At 70.2% G+C, this 19,270-nt stretch carries 18 protein-coding genes and 1 riboswitch; of the genes, 8 read left to right on the plus strand and 10 right to left on the minus strand.

What is annotated here, in order from left to right; genetic code table 11:
- Positions 1-65: 65 nt before the first annotated feature.
- The 4 genes from M2421_RS17825 to M2421_RS17840 are packed head-to-tail and all read left to right on the plus strand — an operon-like array spanning position 66 to position 4,098.
- Positions 66-1,781, plus strand: coding sequence for a penicillin-binding protein activator (locus tag M2421_RS17825; protein WP_259209265.1), 1,716 nt, complete (start codon positions 66-68; stop codon positions 1,779-1,781).
- A 4-nt stretch (positions 1,782-1,785) separates the two neighbouring features.
- A complete protein-coding gene (locus M2421_RS17830) occupies positions 1,786-2,154 on the plus strand; it encodes a YraN family protein (protein WP_259209269.1) in 369 nt (122 codons plus the stop codon).
- Positions 2,155-2,170: 16 nt separating this feature from the next.
- Positions 2,171-2,710, plus strand: coding sequence for a metal-dependent hydrolase (locus M2421_RS17835; protein ID WP_259209270.1), 540 nt, complete (start codon positions 2,171-2,173; stop codon positions 2,708-2,710).
- The gene (locus M2421_RS17840; protein ID WP_259209273.1) at positions 2,710-4,098 is read left to right on the plus strand and encodes an FAD-linked oxidase C-terminal domain-containing protein; all 1,389 of its coding nucleotides are present in this window, start codon (positions 2,710-2,712) and stop codon (positions 4,096-4,098) included. The genes M2421_RS17835 and M2421_RS17840 overlap by 1 nt, the downstream gene beginning before the upstream one ends.
- A gap of 30 nt (positions 4,099-4,128) precedes the next feature.
- Here the strand turns inward: M2421_RS17840 and thiL are convergent, their stop codons facing one another.
- The 5 genes from thiL to M2421_RS17865 form a co-directional block, all read right to left on the minus strand.
- Positions 4,129-5,094, minus strand: a complete 966-nt coding sequence (gene thiL, locus M2421_RS17845) for a thiamine-phosphate kinase (RefSeq protein ID WP_259209275.1) — start codon at positions 5,092-5,094, stop codon at positions 4,129-4,131.
- 216 nt (positions 5,095-5,310) lie between these two features.
- Positions 5,311-5,790: a transcription antitermination factor NusB gene (nusB, locus tag M2421_RS17850; RefSeq protein WP_259209277.1), complete on the minus strand. Its 480-nt coding sequence runs from the start codon at positions 5,788-5,790 to the stop codon at positions 5,311-5,313.
- Positions 5,787-6,254: a 6,7-dimethyl-8-ribityllumazine synthase gene (gene ribH, locus M2421_RS17855; protein WP_259209279.1), complete on the minus strand. Its 468-nt coding sequence runs from the start codon at positions 6,252-6,254 to the stop codon at positions 5,787-5,789. The genes nusB and ribH overlap by 4 nt, the downstream gene beginning before the upstream one ends.
- 167 nt (positions 6,255-6,421) lie before the next feature.
- Positions 6,422-7,519, minus strand: a complete 1,098-nt coding sequence (gene ribB / locus M2421_RS17860; RefSeq protein WP_259209281.1) for a 3,4-dihydroxy-2-butanone-4-phosphate synthase — start codon at positions 7,517-7,519, stop codon at positions 6,422-6,424.
- A complete protein-coding gene (locus M2421_RS17865) occupies positions 7,516-8,139 on the minus strand; it encodes a riboflavin synthase (protein ID WP_259209282.1) in 624 nt (207 codons plus the stop codon). The genes ribB and M2421_RS17865 overlap by 4 nt, the downstream gene beginning before the upstream one ends.
- A gap of 75 nt (positions 8,140-8,214) precedes the next feature.
- A riboswitch (FMN riboswitch) is annotated at positions 8,215-8,359 on the minus strand.
- A gap of 159 nt (positions 8,360-8,518) precedes the next feature.
- Between M2421_RS17865 and M2421_RS17870 the strand changes: the two genes are divergently transcribed.
- From M2421_RS17870 to M2421_RS17880, 3 genes are all read left to right on the plus strand, one after another.
- Positions 8,519-9,157 carry a hypothetical protein gene (locus tag M2421_RS17870; protein WP_259209284.1) on the plus strand — a complete coding sequence of 213 codons (639 nt, stop codon included), beginning with the start codon at positions 8,519-8,521 and terminating at the stop codon, positions 9,155-9,157.
- A gap of 181 nt (positions 9,158-9,338) precedes the next feature.
- Positions 9,339-10,226 (plus strand): hypothetical protein, encoded by an 888-nt coding sequence (locus tag M2421_RS17875; protein ID WP_259209286.1) that lies wholly within the window; start codon positions 9,339-9,341, stop codon positions 10,224-10,226.
- Positions 10,227-10,323: 97 nt separating this feature from the next.
- Entirely contained in the window at positions 10,324-10,989 is a 666-nt protein-coding gene (locus M2421_RS17880) for a hypothetical protein (protein ID WP_259209289.1), read from the plus strand.
- A gap of 153 nt (positions 10,990-11,142) precedes the next feature.
- Here the strand turns inward: M2421_RS17880 and ribD are convergent, their stop codons facing one another.
- The 5 genes from ribD to glyA form a co-directional block, all read right to left on the minus strand.
- Positions 11,143-12,225, minus strand: a complete 1,083-nt coding sequence (ribD, locus tag M2421_RS17885; protein WP_259209291.1) for a bifunctional diaminohydroxyphosphoribosylaminopyrimidine deaminase/5-amino-6-(5-phosphoribosylamino)uracil reductase RibD — start codon at positions 12,223-12,225, stop codon at positions 11,143-11,145.
- Between the two features lie 73 nt (positions 12,226-12,298).
- Positions 12,299-12,820, minus strand: a complete 522-nt coding sequence (gene nrdR / locus M2421_RS17890) for a transcriptional regulator NrdR (protein WP_259209293.1) — start codon at positions 12,818-12,820, stop codon at positions 12,299-12,301.
- A gap of 107 nt (positions 12,821-12,927) precedes the next feature.
- Entirely contained in the window at positions 12,928-13,371 is a 444-nt protein-coding gene (locus M2421_RS17895) for a hypothetical protein (RefSeq protein WP_259209295.1), read from the minus strand.
- A 4-nt stretch (positions 13,372-13,375) separates the two neighbouring features.
- Positions 13,376-13,801 carry a hypothetical protein gene (locus tag M2421_RS17900; RefSeq protein WP_259209296.1) on the minus strand — a complete coding sequence of 142 codons (426 nt, stop codon included), beginning with the start codon at positions 13,799-13,801 and terminating at the stop codon, positions 13,376-13,378.
- 1 nt (position 13,802) lies between these two features.
- Entirely contained in the window at positions 13,803-15,056 is a 1,254-nt protein-coding gene (glyA, locus tag M2421_RS17905; protein ID WP_259209298.1) for a serine hydroxymethyltransferase, read from the minus strand.
- A gap of 224 nt (positions 15,057-15,280) precedes the next feature.
- Here glyA and M2421_RS17910 point away from each other — a divergent pair, with 224 nt between their 5' ends.
- Entirely contained in the window at positions 15,281-18,811 is a 3,531-nt protein-coding gene (locus M2421_RS17910) for an autotransporter domain-containing protein (RefSeq protein ID WP_259209301.1), read from the plus strand.
- Positions 18,812-19,270: the final 459 nt, after the last annotated feature.

A 19,270-nucleotide genomic window follows, 5' to 3' on the forward strand; every position in this document is an offset into this window, starting at 1 on the left:
GGGTCAAGGGTAGAATCGTACCGTTCCCCGGCCCTGGCCGCTGCCCCCATCGAATGGACCTGATCATGAACAAGCCCGTCGCACGGATCTCCGCCCTGTCGTTGTCGCTGCTGCTGATGGCCGGCTGCGCCACGACGAGCCTGACCAGCGCGCCCGAATCGCCGGCCCAGGCCCAGGCGCTGGCATTGATCGATCAAGGCAAGCCACGCGATGCCGCCGTGCAGCTGGAAGCGGTGGCCAACACGCTCAAGGGCAGCGCGCGTGCCGCCGCGCTGGCCGATGCAGCCTTCGCCTGGCATGAAGCAGGCGACAACGCGCGTGCCCGCAGCCTGCTGGCGCAGGTCACCGCACGCCAGCTCAGCGGCGCCAGCCAGCAGCGCTTCCACCTGACCACCGCCGAACTGGCACTGGCCGACAAGCAGCCCGCACAGGCGCTGGCCGCGCTGAAGGAGTCGGCCGACACCGTCGCGCCGCAGCTGCGCACGCGCTGGCAGCTCGCCCGCGCCGATGCGCTGGCCGCCAACGGCGACATCGTCGGCGCCGCGCAGGAACGCGCGCGCGCGCACGCCGCGCTGACCGGCAAGGCGCGCAGCGACAACCAGCAGACCATCGCCAGCCTGCTGGGCAGCCTCGACGACGCCACCCTGCGCAGCCGCGCCGCCGCGTTGCCGGCCAACGAGCCGCTGTACAACTTCGCCGGGCGTGCGCTGATCGCCCGCGGCCTGCCGCTGCCGCGTCCGTTCGATCGCGAACAGGCCACCCAGTTCGATACCAGCAAGCGCCCGCCGGCCGCCCGCGACGGCTACCGCCCGCCGGTCAAGATGGCCGTACTGTTGCCGCTGAGCGGTCGCCTGGCCACGGCCGCGCAGCCGGTCCGCGACGGCCTGCTCAGCGGCTACTACGGTGAAAGCCGCCAGCGCCCGGACATCCAGTTCATCGACACCGCCGGTACCGCCGCCGGTGCGGTGGCCGCCTATGACAAGGCCGTGGGCGCCGGCGTGGACTTCATCGTCGGCCCGCTCGGCCGCGACGAAGTGGATGCGGTGTTCGGCCGTGCCCAGCTGCCGGTGCCGGTGTTGGCCCTCAACCGGGGCAAGAGCAGCCCGCCCGCCGGCAGCGCCGGTTTCTCGCTGGCTCCGGAAGACGACGGCATCATCGCCGCCGAATACCTGCGTGGCCGCGAGCGCACCAAGGTGCTGGTGGTGCACAGCAATGACGACAACGGCCGCCGTGCCGCCGCCGCGTTCCGCGAGCGCTTCACCCAGCGCGGCGGCCAGGTGGTGGCCACCATCGGCGTGAACGAAGCGGTCGGCGACATCGGCGCGCAGGTCCGCGCTGCCGGTACCGTGGAGGGCGTGCTGCTGGCGGTGAAGGCCCCGCAGGCACGCGCGCTGGCGCCGCAGTTGGCGCTCGCCGGCGCCGGTGGCGCCACCCGCGTGGGCACCTCGCAGCTGACCATCGGGGCGGGCAAGGTCGAGGACGACATGGCGCTGGACGGCATCGTCTACCCCAACGAAGCATGGAACGTGCGCAGCGTCGCCGGCCTGCCGTCGGCCAGCACCGCCGGGCAGATCCTGCCCAACGCGCGCGGCGCGGCCGGGCGCCTGTTCGCGTTCGGTTTCGATGCGTGGAAGATCAGCGCCTACCTGGACAAGATGGCCAATGAGGGCGGCCTCGACGGCGCCACCGGCACCCTGTTCCTGGACAGCAATGGCAACGTGCTGCGCGTCCCGGCCTGGTCGACCTTCAGCGGCGGCCGGCCGATGCCGATCGCCAACTAAGCCGGTGCCAACCGCGCGGGCGCAGCGTGGCGCGGCGGTGGAAGCCGCCGCGCAGGCCTACCTGTGCAGCGCCGGGCTGACGCCGGTCACCCGCAACGCCCGGTATCGCGGCGGCGAGCTGGACCTGGTCATGCGCGACGGCGACACCACTGTCTTTGTCGAAGTGCGCTACCGCGCCAGTGCCGGCTTCGGCGGCGGCGCCGCCTCGGTGGACCTGCGCAAGCGGCGCAAACTGTTGCTGGCCGCGCAGCTGTTCCTGATGGCGCACCCGGCGCTGGCCGACCGGCCGTGCCGGTTCGACGTGATCGAGGCCAGCGGCGAGCCGCCGCGGTTGAACTGGCTGCGCGATGCCTTCCGGCTGGAGGATTGTTGATGGCGAGCGTTTCCTGATGCCCAGTGTGTTCACCCACGCCGCGATCCCGCTGGCGCTGTGGTGCGCGTCCGATCGCGGGCGCGTCTCCACGCCGCTGCTGGCCGCCGGCGTCGTCGCGGCGATGCTGCCCGATGCCGACGTGCTGGCCTTCGCCCTGCACATTCCCTATGCCGACAGCTTCGGCCATCGCGGCGCCAGCCACTCGCTGCTGTTCGCCGCCTTGCTGGCCCTGCTCGCCGCGCTGCTGCATGCACGCCTGCGTGCCGGCGCGGTGCAGGCGGCCGCCTTCGTAGGCCTCAGTGCGCTGTCGCATCCGCTGCTGGATGCCTTCACCTCCGGCGGCCTCGGCGTGGCGTTGTGGTGGCCGTGGAGCGGCGAGCGCCTGTTCGCCCCGTGGCGCCCGATCCGCGTCTCGCCGTTTGCCGGGCAGTTCTTCAGCGCGCGCGGCCTGGCCACCGTTTTCTCCGAGCTGCGTTGGGTATGGCTGCCACTGGCCGCCGCCGTGGTCGGCTGGAAGTTGATCCAACGCGCCCCTGCCACTCCCCGGACGCCCTGATGCATACCGACCTGCCCGCCGCCTTCCTGTCCACCGTGCACGCGCTGTTGGGCGAGGACGGCTGGCGCACCGATGACAGCGCCCTCGCCGCCGCCGCGCAGGACAACTCGTGGCGCCAGCAGGTGCCGCTGGGCGTGGCGTTCCCGCGCGACCGCGACCAGGTGGTGGCGTTGGTGCGGGCCTGCCGCGACCATCGCGTCGCCCTGGTGGCACGTGGCGCCGGCACCGGCACCACCGGCGCGGCGGTGCCGGTCAACGGCAGCATCGTGCTGTCCTTCGCGCGGATGGCACGCATCCTCGACATCCAGCCCGGCAACCGCTGCGCGGTGGTCGAGCCGGGCGTGCTCAACGGCGACCTGCAGCATGCCCTGGCACCGCATGGCCTGTTCTGGGCACCGGACCCGTCCAGCGCGGACATCTGCAGCATCGGCGGCAACCTGGCCTGCAATGCCGGCGGCCCGCGCGCGGTGAAGTACGGCACCAGCCGCGACAACGTGCTCGGCCTGGTCGCGGTCACCGGCGCCGGTGAGCTGATCCAGTGCGGCGGCGCCTATACCAAGGATGCCACCGGCTACGACCTCACCCACCTGCTGGTGGGCAGCGAAGGCACCCTGGCCCTGATCGTGGAAGCCACGCTCAAACTCACCCCGCTGCCGGTGGCGCAGGCCGGCCTGCGTGTGCTGTACCGCGACGCCGATGCGGCCGCCGCGGCGGTATCGCGGCTGATGGCGCAACCGGTGGTGCCCACGCGCCTGGAATTCATGGATGCGCGCAGCCTGCAGCTGCTGCGCCGCAATGGCGCCGAGGTGCCCGAGGCCGGCGCGATGCTGCTGGTGGAGGCCGACGGCGACCACGACACCCTGCCCTACCTGCTGCAGGCGCTGGCCAACGCGGCCGAGGGCGATGGCATGCTCGCACTGGACGTGGCCATGGAGGGTGCCGCACGCGAGAAGCTCTGGGCCGCGCGCAAGGCGCTGTCGCCGGCGCTGCGCAGCATCGCCCCGGGCAAGATCAACGAAGACGTGGTGGTCCCGGTCTCACGCATCCCCGCACTGGTGGCGGGGGTGCAGGCGCTGGCGCGCGAGCATGACCTGGTCATCGTCACCTTCGGCCATGCCGGCAACGGCAACCTGCACGTCAACATCCTCTACCACCCCGACGATGTCGACGAGAACGCACGCGCGCATGCGGCGCTGCCGAAGATCTTCGCCTTGACCCTGGCGCTGGGCGGCACGCTGTCGGGCGAGCATGGGATCGGCCTGGCCAAGCGCGACTTCATGGCGCAGGCCTTCAACCCGGCCACGCTGGCGGCGATGCATGCAATCAAGCGGGCGCTGGACCCGGACGGCATCCTCAACCCGGGCAAGGTGCTGCCGCCGGCCGCCTGATGCCGCGGGCCTCGCCGCGCCCGGCGATGCTCAGTCGGCGAAATGCTGGTAGCCGCCCGGGCCGCGCTCGCCCTCGCACTGCACGCCCTGCCCGTCCACGATGCGGCCGATGCGGGTGAGTGGCAGGCGCAGCGATTCGGCCAGCGCGTGCAGCGCGTCGCGCTGGTCGGCGGCAGCGGTGAAACACAGCTCGTAGTCATCGCCGCCGCGCAGCGCACAGTCGCGCGCGGCATCGCGGCCGAGCACGCCACGCAGCGCGGCCGACAGCGGCAACGCGTCGGCGTCCACCTCGGCGCCGACGCCACTGCGCGCGGCGATGTGGCCAAGATCGGCCAACAGGCCATCGGAGATATCCACGGCCGCGTGCGCGAAGGCGCGCAGGCGCAGGCCCAGCGTGACCCGGGGGATCGGGCGCAGCAGGCGCAGGCGCAGCGCTTCGTAGTCGGCCAGCAGCGTCGCGGTGGCGACGTTCAACTCACCGCGTTGCCACAACTGCAGCGCGCCGGCGGCATCGCCCAGCGTGCCGCTGACCCAGATGTCGTCACCCACCTGGGCACGGTCGCGGCGCAGCGCCTGGCCACGCGCGACCTGCCCCATCGCGGTGACCGAGAGCGACAGTGGGCCACGCGTGGTGTCGCCGCCGACCAGCGCGATGGCGTGTTCGTCAGCCAGCGCGAAGAAGCCGTCGGCGAAGGATTCGATCCAGTCCGGGGAGGCATCGGGCAGGGACATCGCCAGCGTGCACCAGGCCGGGCGCGCGCCCATCGCCGCCAGGTCGGACAGGTTGACCGCCAGGGTCTTCCAGCCGATATCGAACGGCGCGGTGTCGTCCGGAAAATGCACGCCGCCGTTGAGCGTATCGGCGGTGACCACCAGGTGTTCATTGGGACGCGGCTGCAGCAATGCGGCGTCGTCACCGATGCCGAGCAGCACGTCCTCGCGTTCGGCGGTACGGGCGCGGATGCGGTCGATCAAGGCGAATTCGGCGAGGGACATCGGCAACTCCGGCAGCGGAACATCCGCCGAGTGGGGCCCGACCGTGGGTCGGATCCGGCAAGACCGTTGGGGTGTAGCGCCGACCGTGGGTCGGCTGCCATGAAACCGGAGATCATCCCGGCTGCGACGGACCGCGCTTTGCGCGGTCAGCCGACCAGCGGTCGGCGCCAGGGACGCGCAGCGGCGGGATCAGCCGCCGGCGGACACTCGACCGGCTCAGTGGCCGCTTTCGACCTTGCGCCATTCCACGGCCGCGCGATCGAGCACGCCGTTGACGTAGGTGTGGCCGTGTTCGGAGCCGAAGCGCTTGGCCGATTCGATGGCTTCGTTGATCACCACGCGGTACGGCACGTCCATGCGGTAGCGCATTTCGTAGGCGGCCACGCGCAGCGCGGCACGTTCGATCGCATCCACCTCTTCGATGCCGCGGTCCAGGTACGGGGTCAGTGCCTCGTCCAGGTCCTTGCGGTTGTCCAGCACGCCATGCACCAGCGCTTCGAAGTAGGCCAGGTCGGCGATTTCGCGGGCCTGTTCGTGGGCGAACTGGGCGATCACCGACTGCGCGTTGCCACCGGAGATCTGCCAGGCATAGATCGCCTGCAGGGCACGACGGCGCGCACGCGAGCGCAGCACCGGGTCGATGCCATCACGGCGGACCGGCTTGCCGGACGGCTTGCCCGGGTTTGACTTGTTCACGGCAACTGCTCCAGAAGATTGACCATTTCCAACGCCGTCAGTGCGGCTTCCTCACCCTTGTTGCCATGGCTGCCACCGGCGCGTGCCTCGGCATCCTCGGCGTTTTCCACCGCCAGCACGCCGTTGAGCACCGGCACGCCGAAGTCCAGCTGCACGCGCATCAGGCCCTCGGCGCAGCCATCGGCCACGTGCTCGTAATGGCGGGTATCGCCACGGATCACGCAGCCCAGGGCGATGATCGCCGCATGCTCGTGCGCGGCGGCCAGGCGGGCGGCCACCAGTGGCAGTTCCCACGCGCCGGGCACGCGGATCACGTCGATGGACGCTTCATCGATGCCGTTGCCGGCCAGGCTGGCGCGCGCCCCGGCCACCAGGACATCGGTGATGCGGGCGTTCCAGCGGCTGGCGAGGATGGCGAAACGGCCCTTTTCCGGGGTACGGAGGTCGCCTTCGTAGTGGCTCATGTTCGGCGTGGGGTCCAAAAGGTTGATTAGTTTACCGCGCACGGGCGCGCCAGAGGCTCAGCGGTCGCCAATTCGGCCACCGCATCGCCCTGCGCCCGGGCAGGGGCGCGTCATGCCGGGCCGTCCAGCCGGGCGCGCCCGGCGGAACGGGCCCGGGTCCACCCGGCTCAGGGCGTGACCGTCTCGACCACTTCCAGGCCATACCCGGCCAGGCCGACCTGCCGGCGCGGGGTGCCCAGCACGCGCAGCTTGCCCAGGCCCAGGTCGGACAGGATCTGCGCCCCGGCTCCGTTGCGGCGCCACTGGCTCACGTCCTTGTCCTTGCCGGGGGTGACCGGCGCCGGCTGCTGGCGCAGGCGGGCCAGCAGGCTGTTGCTGTCGCGCGGGGCCGACAGCACCACCATCACGCCACGCCCGGCGGCGGCGATCGCGCGCAGGGCATCGGTGGAGGCCACGCCAAAATCATCGCGGCGCCAGTGCAGCAGGTCGGCCAGCGGGTTTTCCACCTGCACCCGGACCAGGGTCGGCTCGGCATCCGGGGTGCCACGGACCAGGGCGAAATGCAGGTCGTGGGCGATCCGGTCGCGATAGGTGACCAGCTTGAACGGGCCGAACTCGGTGTCGATCTCGCGTTCGTCCACGCGTTCGACGGTCTTCTCGGTGGCCAGGCGATACGCGATCAGGTCGGCGATCGAACCGATCTTCAGGCCGTGCTCGCGGGCGAAGACTTCCAGCTCGGGGCGGCGCGCCATGCTGCCGTCCGGGTTGAGGATCTCCACCAGCACGCCGGCCGGCTCCAGCCCGGCCAGCATCGCCAGGTCGACCCCGGCCTCTGTATGCCCGGCACGGGTCAGCACCCCGCCCGGCTGGGCGATCAGCGGGAAGATGTGGCCCGGCTGGTGCAGGTCGGCCGGCTTGGCGTCCGGCTTCACCGCAGTGCGGATGGTGTGCGCGCGGTCGTAGGCCGAGATGCCGGTGGTAACGCCCTCGGCGGCCTCGATGCTGACGGTGAAGTTGGTCTGGAACTGCGCCGTGTTGGCCTGGACCATCGGCGCCAGGCCCAGGTCGGCGGCGCGCTCGCGGGTCAGCGGCAGGCACACCAGGCCACGGCCGTGGGTGACCATGAAATTGATGTCCGACGGCTTGACCAGCTCGGCGGCCATGATCAGGTCGCCTTCGTTCTCGCGGTCTTCGTCATCGACGATGACGACCATGCGGCCGAGGCGGATGTCCTCGAGGATCTCGGGGATGGAGGCGAAGTTCATGCGGTGGCTCCCTGCTGCGGACCATGCGCCGGCACGGCGATCAGCCGTTCGACGTAGCGGGCGACCAGATCGATTTCCAGGTTGACCGCACTGCCCACGCCGGTGGCGGCGAAGGCGGTGTGGGCGACGGTGTGCGGAATCAGCGCCACCTCGAAGCCCTGGTCGTCGACCTCGTTCACGGTCAGGCTGACCCCGTCCACGCAGATCGAGCCCTTCCTGGCGATGTAGCGCAGCAGCGCGGCCGGCGCGGCGAAGCGCCAGCGCTGGGCGCGGGCGTCGTCATGGATGGACAGGACCTGGCCGAGGCCATCGACATGGCCGCTGACCAGGTGGCCGCCGAGGCGGTCGGTCGGGCGCATCGCGCGCTCCAGGTTGATCACTGCGCCATCGGTCAGCTGGCCGAGCGTGGTCAGCCCGAGCGTCTCGGTGGAGGCGTCGGCCTGGAAGGTGGTGGCGTCGTGGGCGATGACGGTCAGGCAGACCCCGTTGATGGCGATGCTCTCGCCCATCTGCACGTTCTCGAACGGCAGGCTCCCGACATGGAAGGTGAAGCGGACATCGCCGCCCAGGGTCTCGCGTGCGGCCAGGTGGCCGACGCCTTCGATGATTCCAGTAAACAAGGAACGTTCTCCGCGGAAAGTGAGCGAAAAACGCCGCAAGGCATATAGGCGCGCACCAGGCCGAAGGCCTGGTCGCACCGTCTTCTTTCATCCGGACTATACCGTCGGCTCCGGCATCGGACCGGATCTGCTGACCTTCCGGCGGAACCGGAAGCGCTCGCGGGCTCGTGCTTGCGCACCTACCGCCGGTGGGGAATCGCACCCCGCCCTGAAGACGTTTGTGTACCGGCGAACCGGCCTGGCCATTGTAGCAAGCGAAGCTGACTGCTCGCTTTTTGTGAAGATATGGTTAAAATCTGCCCGCGCGGCAGTGATCGCCGCCCCTGCCGCCCACGAAGGGCTGGCTGAAATGGACCTCAACGTCATCAAAGGAACCTGCATGCGCAAGATTCTCCTGGCCGCCGCCCTGCTGGCGACCACTCCGTTCGCGGCCTCCGCCGCTGAAACCATGAGCTACACCTTCGTGGAAGGCGGCTGGACCCAGCTGCAGCTGGACCGCAACGGCGCCGACTCCAAGCCGAAGCTGGACGGCGGCTACCTGCGCGGCTCGTTCGCCATCGCCGAACAGGTGTACGTCTTCGGTGGCTACAGCATGGTCTCCAAGACCTACACCTGGGACTACTACGGCTACAACGGCCGACTGAAGCAGGAGCTGCGCCAGCCGGAGCTGGGCATCGGCTACCACATGCCGCTGACCGACCGCCTGGACTTCACCACCGACATCGCGTGGCTGCGCATCAACAACGAAGCCAAGCTGTCCTACGACGGCGAGGAAGTGGATCGCCTGAAGGACCACACCAACGCCGGTCGCGCCACCCTGGGCGTTCGTGGCAAGCCGTCGGCCCGTACCGAAGCCTGGCTGAAGGCCGGCTACATCGACGGCAGCGACATGGACGGCACCTGGGTCGGCACCCTCGGCGGCCAGGTCAACTTCACCCAGGCCTGGGGCCTGGTCGGTGAAGTGCAGGCGTACGACGACGTCACCCAGTTCTCGGTGGGCGTGCGCGCGAGTTTCTGATCGGGCAGCGACGGCTTCCGCCGCGCCATGATCGAACGGGCCCCGAAAGGGGCTCGTTTTTTTTGGGTTGCTCTCCCAATGGAGCGGAGCGTCGTGCGGGCCGCGCACCTGACTGCCCTGCGCCAGGCGTGGCTGCCGGGAAACGCGTTAGGCTTCGCCCCCTTCGCAGTGGACGCTGAACATGATGACGACCCCCCGGCTGCTCGCCCTCCCTCTCCTGCTGTGCGCGCCGCTGCTCGCCACCGGCGCGCCGGCGGCGGGGCTCACTCCCGAACAGACCTTCGACCTCTACGCGCGCGTTCTGCTCGAAGACGACGCCGGCGCGGCGCGCACGCTCAATGATGCGCTGCGCCCCGCGTTCGACGGCAAGGATGCGGTCACGCCGGCCCACGGCGAACTGGCCGCCGCGATGGCCGCGCCGTTGCAATCACTGTTGGCGAAACAGGCGGGCGGCGCCAGGGACAGCGCCGCGGTACCAGCGCTGATGGCGGCCAACCTGCACCAGACCCGCTGTCGCGCCACCCATGCCCAGGTCCGTGACAATGCGTACGTGGACGATGCAAAGATCGCCAGCGTCAGCTTCACCTGCCAGGTCACGGTGCTGGATGCGCTGCGTCCCTTGTTCAGCGCAGGGCTGCGCGATGATTCGGCCGAGAACCTCAAGCGCTTCACCGACGCCTACCTGCTCGCCCTGCGCGATGCGCCACGCCGTGAATTGAGCGGGAGCCTGGACCTGCATCCGGCCAAGGACAACGGCTACTGGTACAGCGGCAATCTGGACGCACTGGTGTCGCCGGTCGTGGACGCAGTGTTGCCGTTCAACGCGTGGCGCCAGGACGCCCTGGCCGACGCGGCGCCCAAGGTCACCGGCGTGCCGGCCTGCGATCTCCTGCTGCTGCAGCACCGCCAGTGCATCGCCAATACCGCGCCGGACCAGCTGCCGGGCGTGGAGGCGATGGCCGACGAGCTGAAGGCCAAGGCCGCGACATCGACGCCGGCGGCGATGACACAGGAATGCAAGGCACTGCGCTCGATGGCCGAAGCGATGTGGGACGACGACTGCCGGTGAAGGGCGCGCACCGGCTGCGCGATCTGCAACCGATTGCATTTCAACGCCACCCCGGGAACGGGAGAATGTGCGATCACTCACGTTCGGGCCTGCTCGCATGTATCGCTCTCTGTTCCCGGTCCTGTTGCATGCGTCAACGGTGGTCGCCGACCCTGCGGTGTCACCCGAGGTCGAGTACACCCTGCAGGCCCGGGTACTGCTCCAGGACGACAACGACGCACGGGCGACGCTGTTGGCGGTCAGCCAGGATGCCGTGCCCGAGGGCACCCTCGATTGGGACGATGTCATCGATGATCTTCCCGCATGGCTGACCCGCGAGGGCATCCAGCCACCGTCCCGGGCAGTGATGCAGGAGGTGTCCGAGGCGCTCCGGATCCGGCTGCCACGGGTCACCTGTACGGCACGCGACGTCGTGCCGTTGGGCAGTCCCGAGATCGCGCAGTACACGCTTGCGTGCATGGTTCCGGATGTCGAACCGGCCTTCGCTGCCTACCACGCGATGCGCAGTGGGGATGATGCGGACCGGCATGCGCTGAGCGATGCTTTTTTTGCGACCTTCGCCGCACGCCTGCGCGGCGACACCGCGGTGGCCCATCTCTCCACGGCCGTCGGCTGGTCGTCGTTCCGTCATGGCGATGTCCATGCCGCGCGTGCCGAACACCTCTACCGCACCGTGCTGTTCGGCCTGCTGCCGTTCGCCGAGTGGGATCGACGGATCGCGTCGGGCGCAGGCCGGGACGGCCACGAAGGGCCGGGCGAGTAACATCACCGGGACGTTGATGGGGCACGGAAAAGAGGGTCCAGGAGCTGGTCCGGGATGTGAACGAACAGCAGACGCTGGACGACTGCAACAACGAGGTCCAACGGCTCGTGATCGCCGAGACGGGGGGATTTCAATGCTTGTGAATGGCGCTGCCTAGGGCCGCAGCAGCAGCCGCAGGTCCTCGCCGACCTGACGCTGGTCGACCACGCGCAGACGGCGCTGCTGCTCCATCGCATGGATGCCCAGCCCGGACAGTAGCGGCAGGCCATGCTCGCCGAGCACCGTGGGCGCCTGGTAGAGCAGCAGCTCATCGACCCAGCCACCGGCCAGCAGCGCGCCGGCCAGGGTAGCGCCGGTTTCGGTGTGCACCTCATTGATGCCACGCTCGGCGAGCAGGCGCAGCACCGCGCCCAGGTCCAGGCGGCCGTCCTGGCTGGGCACGCTGGCAAACTCGGCGTCGGCCGCGTCCGGCGGGCTCACCGACGCATCGTGCACGTACAACGTCGGCGCCCCGCCTTCGCGCACGCGCGCGCACTCCAGCGAGCGCAACCGCGTATCGAGCACCACGCGCAGCGGCGGCAGCACCTCGGTGTCGGGCAAACGCACGGTCAGCATCGGGTCGTCGGCCAGCACCGTGTCGGCGCCGGTCAGGATCGCGCCGGCACGCGCACGCCAGTGCTGCACGTCCTCGCGCGCGGCCGCGCCGGTGATCCATTTGGAGCGGCCATCGGCCATCGCGGTGCGGCCGTCCAGGCTGGCGGCGAGCTTGACCCGCAGCCACGGCCGGCCGCGCTCGATGCGCGACAGGAAGCCGCGGTTGAGTTCGCGCGCGTGCGCGCCCATCAGTCCTTCCCCCACCGCGATGCCGGCCTCGCGCAGCAGCACGAAGCCGCCGCCATCCACCTTCGGGAACGGATCGCGCATCGCCGCGACCACGCGACCCACGCCGGCCTCGATCAGCGCCAGCGCGCACGGCGGGGTGCGGCCATGGTGCGCGCAGGGTTCCAGGGTGACGTAGGCGGTGGCGCCGCGCGCGCGCGCGCCGGCCTGGCGCAGCGCGAACACCTCCGCATGCGGCCCGCCGGTGCGCTGGTGCCAGCCCTCGCCCACCACCTCCTGGCCCTGGGCGATCACGCAACCGACCATCGGATTGGGCCGTGCGGTGTACGCCGCGCGTTCGGCCAGGCGCAGCGCGTGCGCCATGTGCAGGTGGTCGAGGGCGGAGAAGTCGGTCATGGCAACGGGAATCCGGCGGCAGGCATGCAGCGCAGATGGTAGCCCGGCAAGGGTGGCCGCGACGCGGCCGGGTTCAGCCCTTTTTCTTCTTGGTCAGCGCGATCACGTCGCCCAGCAGTTGCAGCTGTTCGGTGCTGGAGGGCAGTTCGCGCTCCAGCTTTTCGATCTCTTCGCGGAAATCGGCCACGTCTTCGAAGCTGCGATAGACCGAGGCGAAGCGCACGTAGCCGACATGGTCGAGCTTGCGCAGTTCGTTCATCACGAACTCGCCGACCTTGATCGAGGGGATTTCACGTTCGCCGCAGATCCGCGCCTGCTGCATCACCGCGCGCACCGCCAGCTCGATCTTGTCTTCGGGCACCGGGCGCTTCTGCAGCGCGCGGTCGAAGCCGCTGCGGACCTTGCGCGAATCGAATGCTTCACGACTGCCGTCGCTCTTGACGATGGCGGGCAGCTTGAGTTCGATCGTTTCCAGCGTGCTGAAGCGTTCGTTGCAGGCCTCGCACTCGCGCCGACGCCGGATCGTCGCCCCGTCTTCAGAGACGCGCGAATCGATCACACGGGTATCGGCATGCTGGCAGAACGGACAGTACATGGAACGCCTTGCATCAGGAAAACGTCATGCCGTGGTCACGGCAGCGTCGCAACGGTACCTGAGAGAGACCAGCTACAGCAAATGGCAGGGCCGAAGGCCAGCCCCGCCTAGGCGGCCCGCCGACGCAGCCAGACCAGGTGCGCCGCGCAGGAGAGCATCGGAATGCCGGGCAGCAGCAGGATCAGGGCAACCGCCCGCTGGGGCGCCCCGGCGACCTCCACGGGGAACAGCGCCTGCAACAGGCCCAGCCAGATGGCGGCTGTCGCCACGATGCCGACCCGCAGGCCGGCCCATCCCGCCGGGCACGCCCGCAGCGCCTCGGCACCCCCGCGCCACCAGCGCAGTGCCAGCGCGGACCACGCAACAACGATGAGGCCGACGCTGGCGAACCAGGCCATCGCCCAGCCAGGCACATCGCCCGGCCCACCATACTGATGCAGCACGTCGCGCAGACACAGCCCGACCCCCACCGCGACCGCCACGGCATGCGGGACGCCAACCAACCCCAGGTGCAGCAGCAGCGCGCGCTGCTGCCGGTGTGGCGGCACCATCCGCTCAGCTGCCCCGGGTCCGACGCAGTTGCACCAGCCGGGCGGCGGGCAACGCCATCGGCGGCCCGGCCAGCAGCAGGACCAGCCCCAGCGGGCTCTCGGTGGCGTGCCAGACCGCCATCCCCACCACCGGCACCGATGCCAGCATCCCCAGCCACAGCGCGGCCCACGCCCAGCGGCCACTCGCGCGCAGCCCGTCGCGGCCGTGACGCAGATAACAGCCACTCAACCACAGCCAGCCCGCGATCCCGATCAGGCCGGCCGCCCCCCAGCCGCCCAGCAACAACCGGGAGGCGCGGTCCAGGTAGGCCGGCTCAACGAAGGCGACCCACACCCCGATCACCGCCAGGGTGCCACCCCCGGCCATCCCGAGGATGCCGGTGACCAGGGCCAGCACGGCGTAGGTACGCCGTTGCCGGCCCTCGTCCATGTCAGCCGTAAACCGGGTACTTGCGGCACTGCGCGCTGACCGCCTCGCGGACGCGGGCGATCACGGCCTCATCGGCCGGGGCGTCGAGCACGTCGGCGATCCAGTTGGCCAGGTCCACGCAGTCCTGCTCGAGGTAGCCGCGGGTGGTCACCGCCGGGGTGCCCAGGCGCAGGCCCGAGGTCACGAACGGCGAGCGCGGGTCGTTGGGCACCGAGTTCTTGTTGACGGTGATGTGGGCCTGGCCGAGCGCGGCTTCCGCGTCCTTGCCGGACACGTCCTTGCCGATCATGTCGACCAGCATCAGGTGGTTGCGGGTGCCGCCGGAGACGATCTTGTAGCCGCGCGCGATCAGGGTGTCGGCCATCGCCTGGGCATTCTTGACCACCTGCTGCTGGTAGGCCTTGAAGCCCGGCTCCAGCGCTTCCTTGAACGCCACGGCCTTGCCGGCGATGACGTGCATCAGCGGGCCGCCCTGGATGCCCGGGAACACGATGGACTGCAGCTTCTTCTGCAGTTCTTCGCTGGCGCCCTTGGCGATGATGATGCCGCCGCGCGGGCCGCGCAGGGTCTTGTGGGTGGTCGAGGTGACCACGTGGGCGTGCGGCAGCGGGCTCGGGTAGACGCCGGCGGCGACCAGGCCGGCGACGTGGGCCATGTCCACGAACAGGTAGGCACCGACCTTGTCGGCGATGGCGCGGAAGCGCGCCCAGTCCACCACCTGCGAGTAGGCCGAGAAACCGGCGACGACCATCTTCGGCTTGTGCTCGACGGCCAGGCGCTCGACTTCGTCATAGTCGATCAGGCCGGCCTCGTCCACGCCGTACTGCACGGCGTTGAACAGCTTGCCCGACGCATTGACCTTGGCGCCGTGGGTGAGGTGCCCGCCGTGGGCCAGCGACATGCCCAGGATGGTGTCGCCCGGCTGCAGCAGCGCGAAGTACACCGCCTGGTTGGCCTGCGAACCGCTGTGCGGCTGCACGTTGGCGTAGTCGGCATCGAACAGCTGCTTGAGGCGGTCGATGGCCAGCTGCTCGGCGATGTCCACGTACTCGCAGCCACCGTAGTAGCGCTTGCCCGGATAGCCTTCGGCGTACTTGTTGGTGAGCTGGCTGCCCTGCGCTTCCATCACCGCCGGGCTGGTGTAGTTCTCGCTGGCGATCAGCTCGACGTGGTCTTCCTGGCGCTGGGTTTCGGCGGCGATGGCCTTGGCCAGTTCGGGATCGTAGGTTTCGATGCGGACGTCACGCGGGAACATCGGTTACTCCAGGCAGGTGAGAGAAGCGATAAGCGGTTCATTGTAAGCCCGACGACCGGGACTGGCCCCTGCCGGCAGGCACGGGCGCGATCATCGAACCGGCGCGCCCAGATGCACGATCTGAGATGGCGTTCCTTGAATTGTTCAGATTAATTCATTTCAAACGCTAAAGTCGTTCAGCCAACAGCCGATACCGCCGACTCAGATCAAAACAGGGGTTGGCTGTGAATCATGTTTACCGCGTGGTCTTCAACCACGCGCTCAAGTGCGTCCAGGTGGTATCCGAATTCGCCCGCGGCGGCCGTGCGCCGGCCCGTGCCGGCGCGCGCCGCGCGCCGCGCCTGGCGCCGCTGTTCAGCGGCATCGCGCTGGCCTGCGCGGCCCCGGCCGCGATGGCCGGCGTCAACGGCTGGAACGAGTGGCGCGCCTCGATCGACAACAACTGGGGCACGGGCGGCAACTGGGAATTCGGCGAGCCCACCGCCGGCTCCGTGGCCGCCTACATCGACGGCAGCCGCACGGCGGTGGTCTCCCAGCCTGGCGAGCAGACCGACCACCTGCACGTCGGCTATGCCAGCCGCGGCGACCTGTCGGTCCTGGGCGGCGGCACGCTGACCTCGGGGACCATCTTCGTTGGCACCGGTGACGGCGGTACCGCTGCCACCGCCGACGGGCGGGTGCTGATCTCCGGCGCCGGGTCGACCTGGACCTCGCTCACCACCCTCGGTGTCGGCCACCTCGGCCGGGGCCTGGTCGACATCGACAACGGCGGCACGCTGTCGATCGGCCTGGATTCCTACATCGGCGCCGGCATCAGCGGCGTGGGCGCGATCAACGTCAGCGGCGCGCAGTCGCTGTTCCGCACCGATCGCAACCTGCTGCTGGGCAACCAGGGCAACGGCACGGTGCGCATCCTCGATGGGGCGCAGATGACCAGCCTCGCCGGCTTCGTCGGCAACACCGACACCGGCGTGGGCCTGGCCGAGATCTCCGGCACCGGCAGCCGGTGGGTGAACACCGACGTGCTCAACATCGGCCAGCTCGGCAAGGGCACGGTCAGGGTCGAGGACGGCGCCAGCGTGGAAGTGGGCGGCGCGCTGTACATCGGCAACCAGGCACTCTCGGCGAGCAACCGCTCGCGCGGCGACCTGCTGGTCTCCGGCACCGACGCGCGTTTTGTCCAGACGGGCAGCGTCGCGGTGATCGGCAACGCGGGCGTTGGCGCGATCGAGGTCTCCGACGGCGGCGCGGTCAGTCTGGGCGCCACCACGTTCGGCCTGGCCGGCAGCGGCGTCGGCACCGCCTGGGTGACCGGCACGGGCTCGCGCCTGGAGGTGGCGTCGCTGCGCATCGGCGTGGATGGCTGGGGGCGCGTGGATATCGCCGACAGTGCCACGGCAACCGTGCGCGGCAACATCCTGCTGGGCAGCAACGCCTCGGGCGTCGGCACCCTGGTGGTCGGCCGGCAGGCGGTGCTGGCAGTCGGCGGCGCGCTGCCGGCCAGCATCACCACCGGCAACGGCACCGGCACCCTCGAACTGGGCGGCGGCACCCTGCGTGCCAACAGCGTGCTGCGCGTGGACAGCAACGTGCTGCTGGCGGCCGATTCGACCGTGGAGACGGTCAACAACGTGCTCATGCAGCGCGCCATCAGTGGCACCGGCCAGCTGCGCAAGACCGGCGCCGGCAGCCTCACGGTGAGCGCCGACAGCAGTGGCTGGAGCGGCGGCACGCTGGTCGATGCCGGCACCCTGGCGGTGTATGGCAGCAAGGCGCTGGGCACCGGCCTGGTGGCCCTGGCCGACGCGACGCGCCTGGAACTGGGGGATGCGGTGGTGCTGGACAACAGCGTGCAGCTGCGCGGCGAGGTGGCCGTGTCCGTCGGTACCGGCAGCAGCGCCACGCTGGCCGGCGGGCTCAGTGCCGGCAGCGGCGGCGTGCTGGTCAAGACCGATGGCGGCCAGCTGGTGCTGGCGGGCAGCGCCTACAGCGGCGCCACCCGCGTGGACGATGGCCGCGTGCTGGCCACCGGCAATGCCCTGCCCACCGGCAACATCGCGATCGGCAGTACCGGCACCTTCCAGATCGACACCACCCGCGTGCTGCAGTACGCCGGGCAGCTCAGCGGCACCGGCACCTTCGCCCAGGGACGCCACTGGCTGACCCTGAGCGGCGACAGCAGCGCCTTTGCCGGCACCACCGTGGTCGACCAGGGCCGGTTGATGGTGGACGGCGCACTCGGCGGGCAGGTGAACCTGGACAACGGTGCCTACCTGGCCGGCAGCGGGCGCGTGGGCAGCGTGCACCTGCGTTCGGGCAGCGTGCTGGACCCGGGCCCGAACAGCGCCGTGGGCCGGCTGACCATCACCGGTGACCTGGTGTTCGATCCGAGCGCGACCTACCGCGTCCACGTCGCCGCCGATGGCAGCAGCGACCACGTGGACGTGGCGGGCGTGGCCACCCTGGGCGGTGCCGGCACCGTGGCGGTGGCGGCGGACGGTGACTGGAAGGTGTCCACCCGCTACACCGTGCTGAGCGCTGGCGACGGCGTTGCCGGCACGTTCGGCGGCGTCACCAGCAACTTCGCCTTCCTCGACCCGAGCCTGGCCTACGACGCCAACAACGTCTACCTGACGATGGCACGCAACGACGTGTCGATGCCGGACGTCCAGCTGGCGTTCCCGGACGTGGTGGTCAACGACAACCAGAAGGCGGTGGCCGGTGCGGTGGAAGCCCTCGGCGAGGGCAACGCGGTGTATGACGCAGTGGTGCGCCTGGAGATTCCGCAGGTGGTGCCGGCCTTCGACAGCCTCAGCGGTGAAGTGCATTCGGCCAACCGCGGCGCGCTGCTGCAGAACCGCTTCCTGCACGACGGCATCGACCGCCACCTGGATGGCCGCGCGATCAGCGGCGGCATCGCCCCCGGCGTACGCGTGTGGCTGGCCGGCAGCGGCGGCCAGCTGCACACGGACGCCACTGCGGCCAATGTCGGCACGCGCACGCAGCAGCACGGGCTGATGGCCGGTGCCGGCTGGCAGGTGGGCGAGTCGCTGCAGTTCGGCGTGGCCGCCGGCCAGCAGCAGCTGGACACCCGCCTGCGCGAGCGCGACGCACGCGCCGAGACCGATGCGACCGAGTACGGCGTCTACGCCGACTATGGCTGGCAGGGCCTGCGCCTGCGTGGCGGCGTGACCCGCGCCGATTACCGCACCGACAGCATGCGCACGGCCCAGATCGGCACGACGTTCGCCGAGTCGCTGTCGGCCCGCGAAGATGCCACCGCCACCACTGCTTTCGTGCGTGCCGGTTGGACGTTCGGCGGACCGCGTTTGCAGCTGACGCCGGAAATCGAGCTGGCCCAGGTGCGTCTGGAGAGCGATGGCAGCCAGGAACACGGTGGCCATAGCGCGCTGCAGATCGCCTCGGCCGATAGCCGTTACCGCACCGGTCTGGCGGCGTTGAAGGCCGACTGGGATATCAGCGGTGGCCTGCAGGACAAGGCGGTGGTGACCGCACGCGTGGGCTGGCAGTACGCCGACGGCGACCGTCTGCCGACGACCACGGCTCGCTTCGTGGAGGGCGCGCAGGAGTTCGGTATCGCCGGCGCGCCGCTGGCACGCAGCAGTGTGCTGGCCCAGCTCGGTGTCGCCGTGAGCCCGAGCGCCAACAGCCGCGTGTCGCTGCAGGTGCAGGGGCGCGATGGCGATGGCCAGCGTGACATGGGTGCCCAGCTGGACTGGTCGGTCGGCTTCTGATGTGAGGGGGACGCGGGTGTGCCGGCCAATGGCCGGCACAGCCAGGAAAGGGCGCGCCTGCGGGCGCGCCCTTTTTTTCTTTTCTCTCACTGGAGGGGAGCGTCGCGTTCCAAGGTCCGCAACACATGGCGCACCGCGTTACGTGGGGTCGCGCAGTCCAGGCGCCGTGGGGATCGGAGGGTGTCTCCGCTGGGGATGGTCGCGAGCCCGAGGGCCCCTCAGCGGCCGGTAGGCCCCTGGTGTAGTGTCCCCCGGCCGCGGAGCGGCCTCCTCCTTTATTTTGCCCAGGAGCCTACCGGCCGCTAAGGGGGTCGGCTGCGCCAGGCAGGTGGAAGCCAGGCTTTTCTGACGTCCGTCGGTGGGTCGGGCGCTGGGCCCCCATGCCCTTTCCGGCGAATGTCCCCCGGCCGCTGCGCGGCCTCCTCCTTTATTTCGCCTCCAAGGGCATGGGGGCCCAGC

Origin of the sequence: Stenotrophomonas sp. BIGb0135 (genome assembly GCF_024810105.1) — a bacterium.
In the GTDB taxonomy this organism is placed as follows: Bacteria; Pseudomonadota; Gammaproteobacteria; order Xanthomonadales; family Xanthomonadaceae; genus Stenotrophomonas; species Stenotrophomonas maltophilia_AB.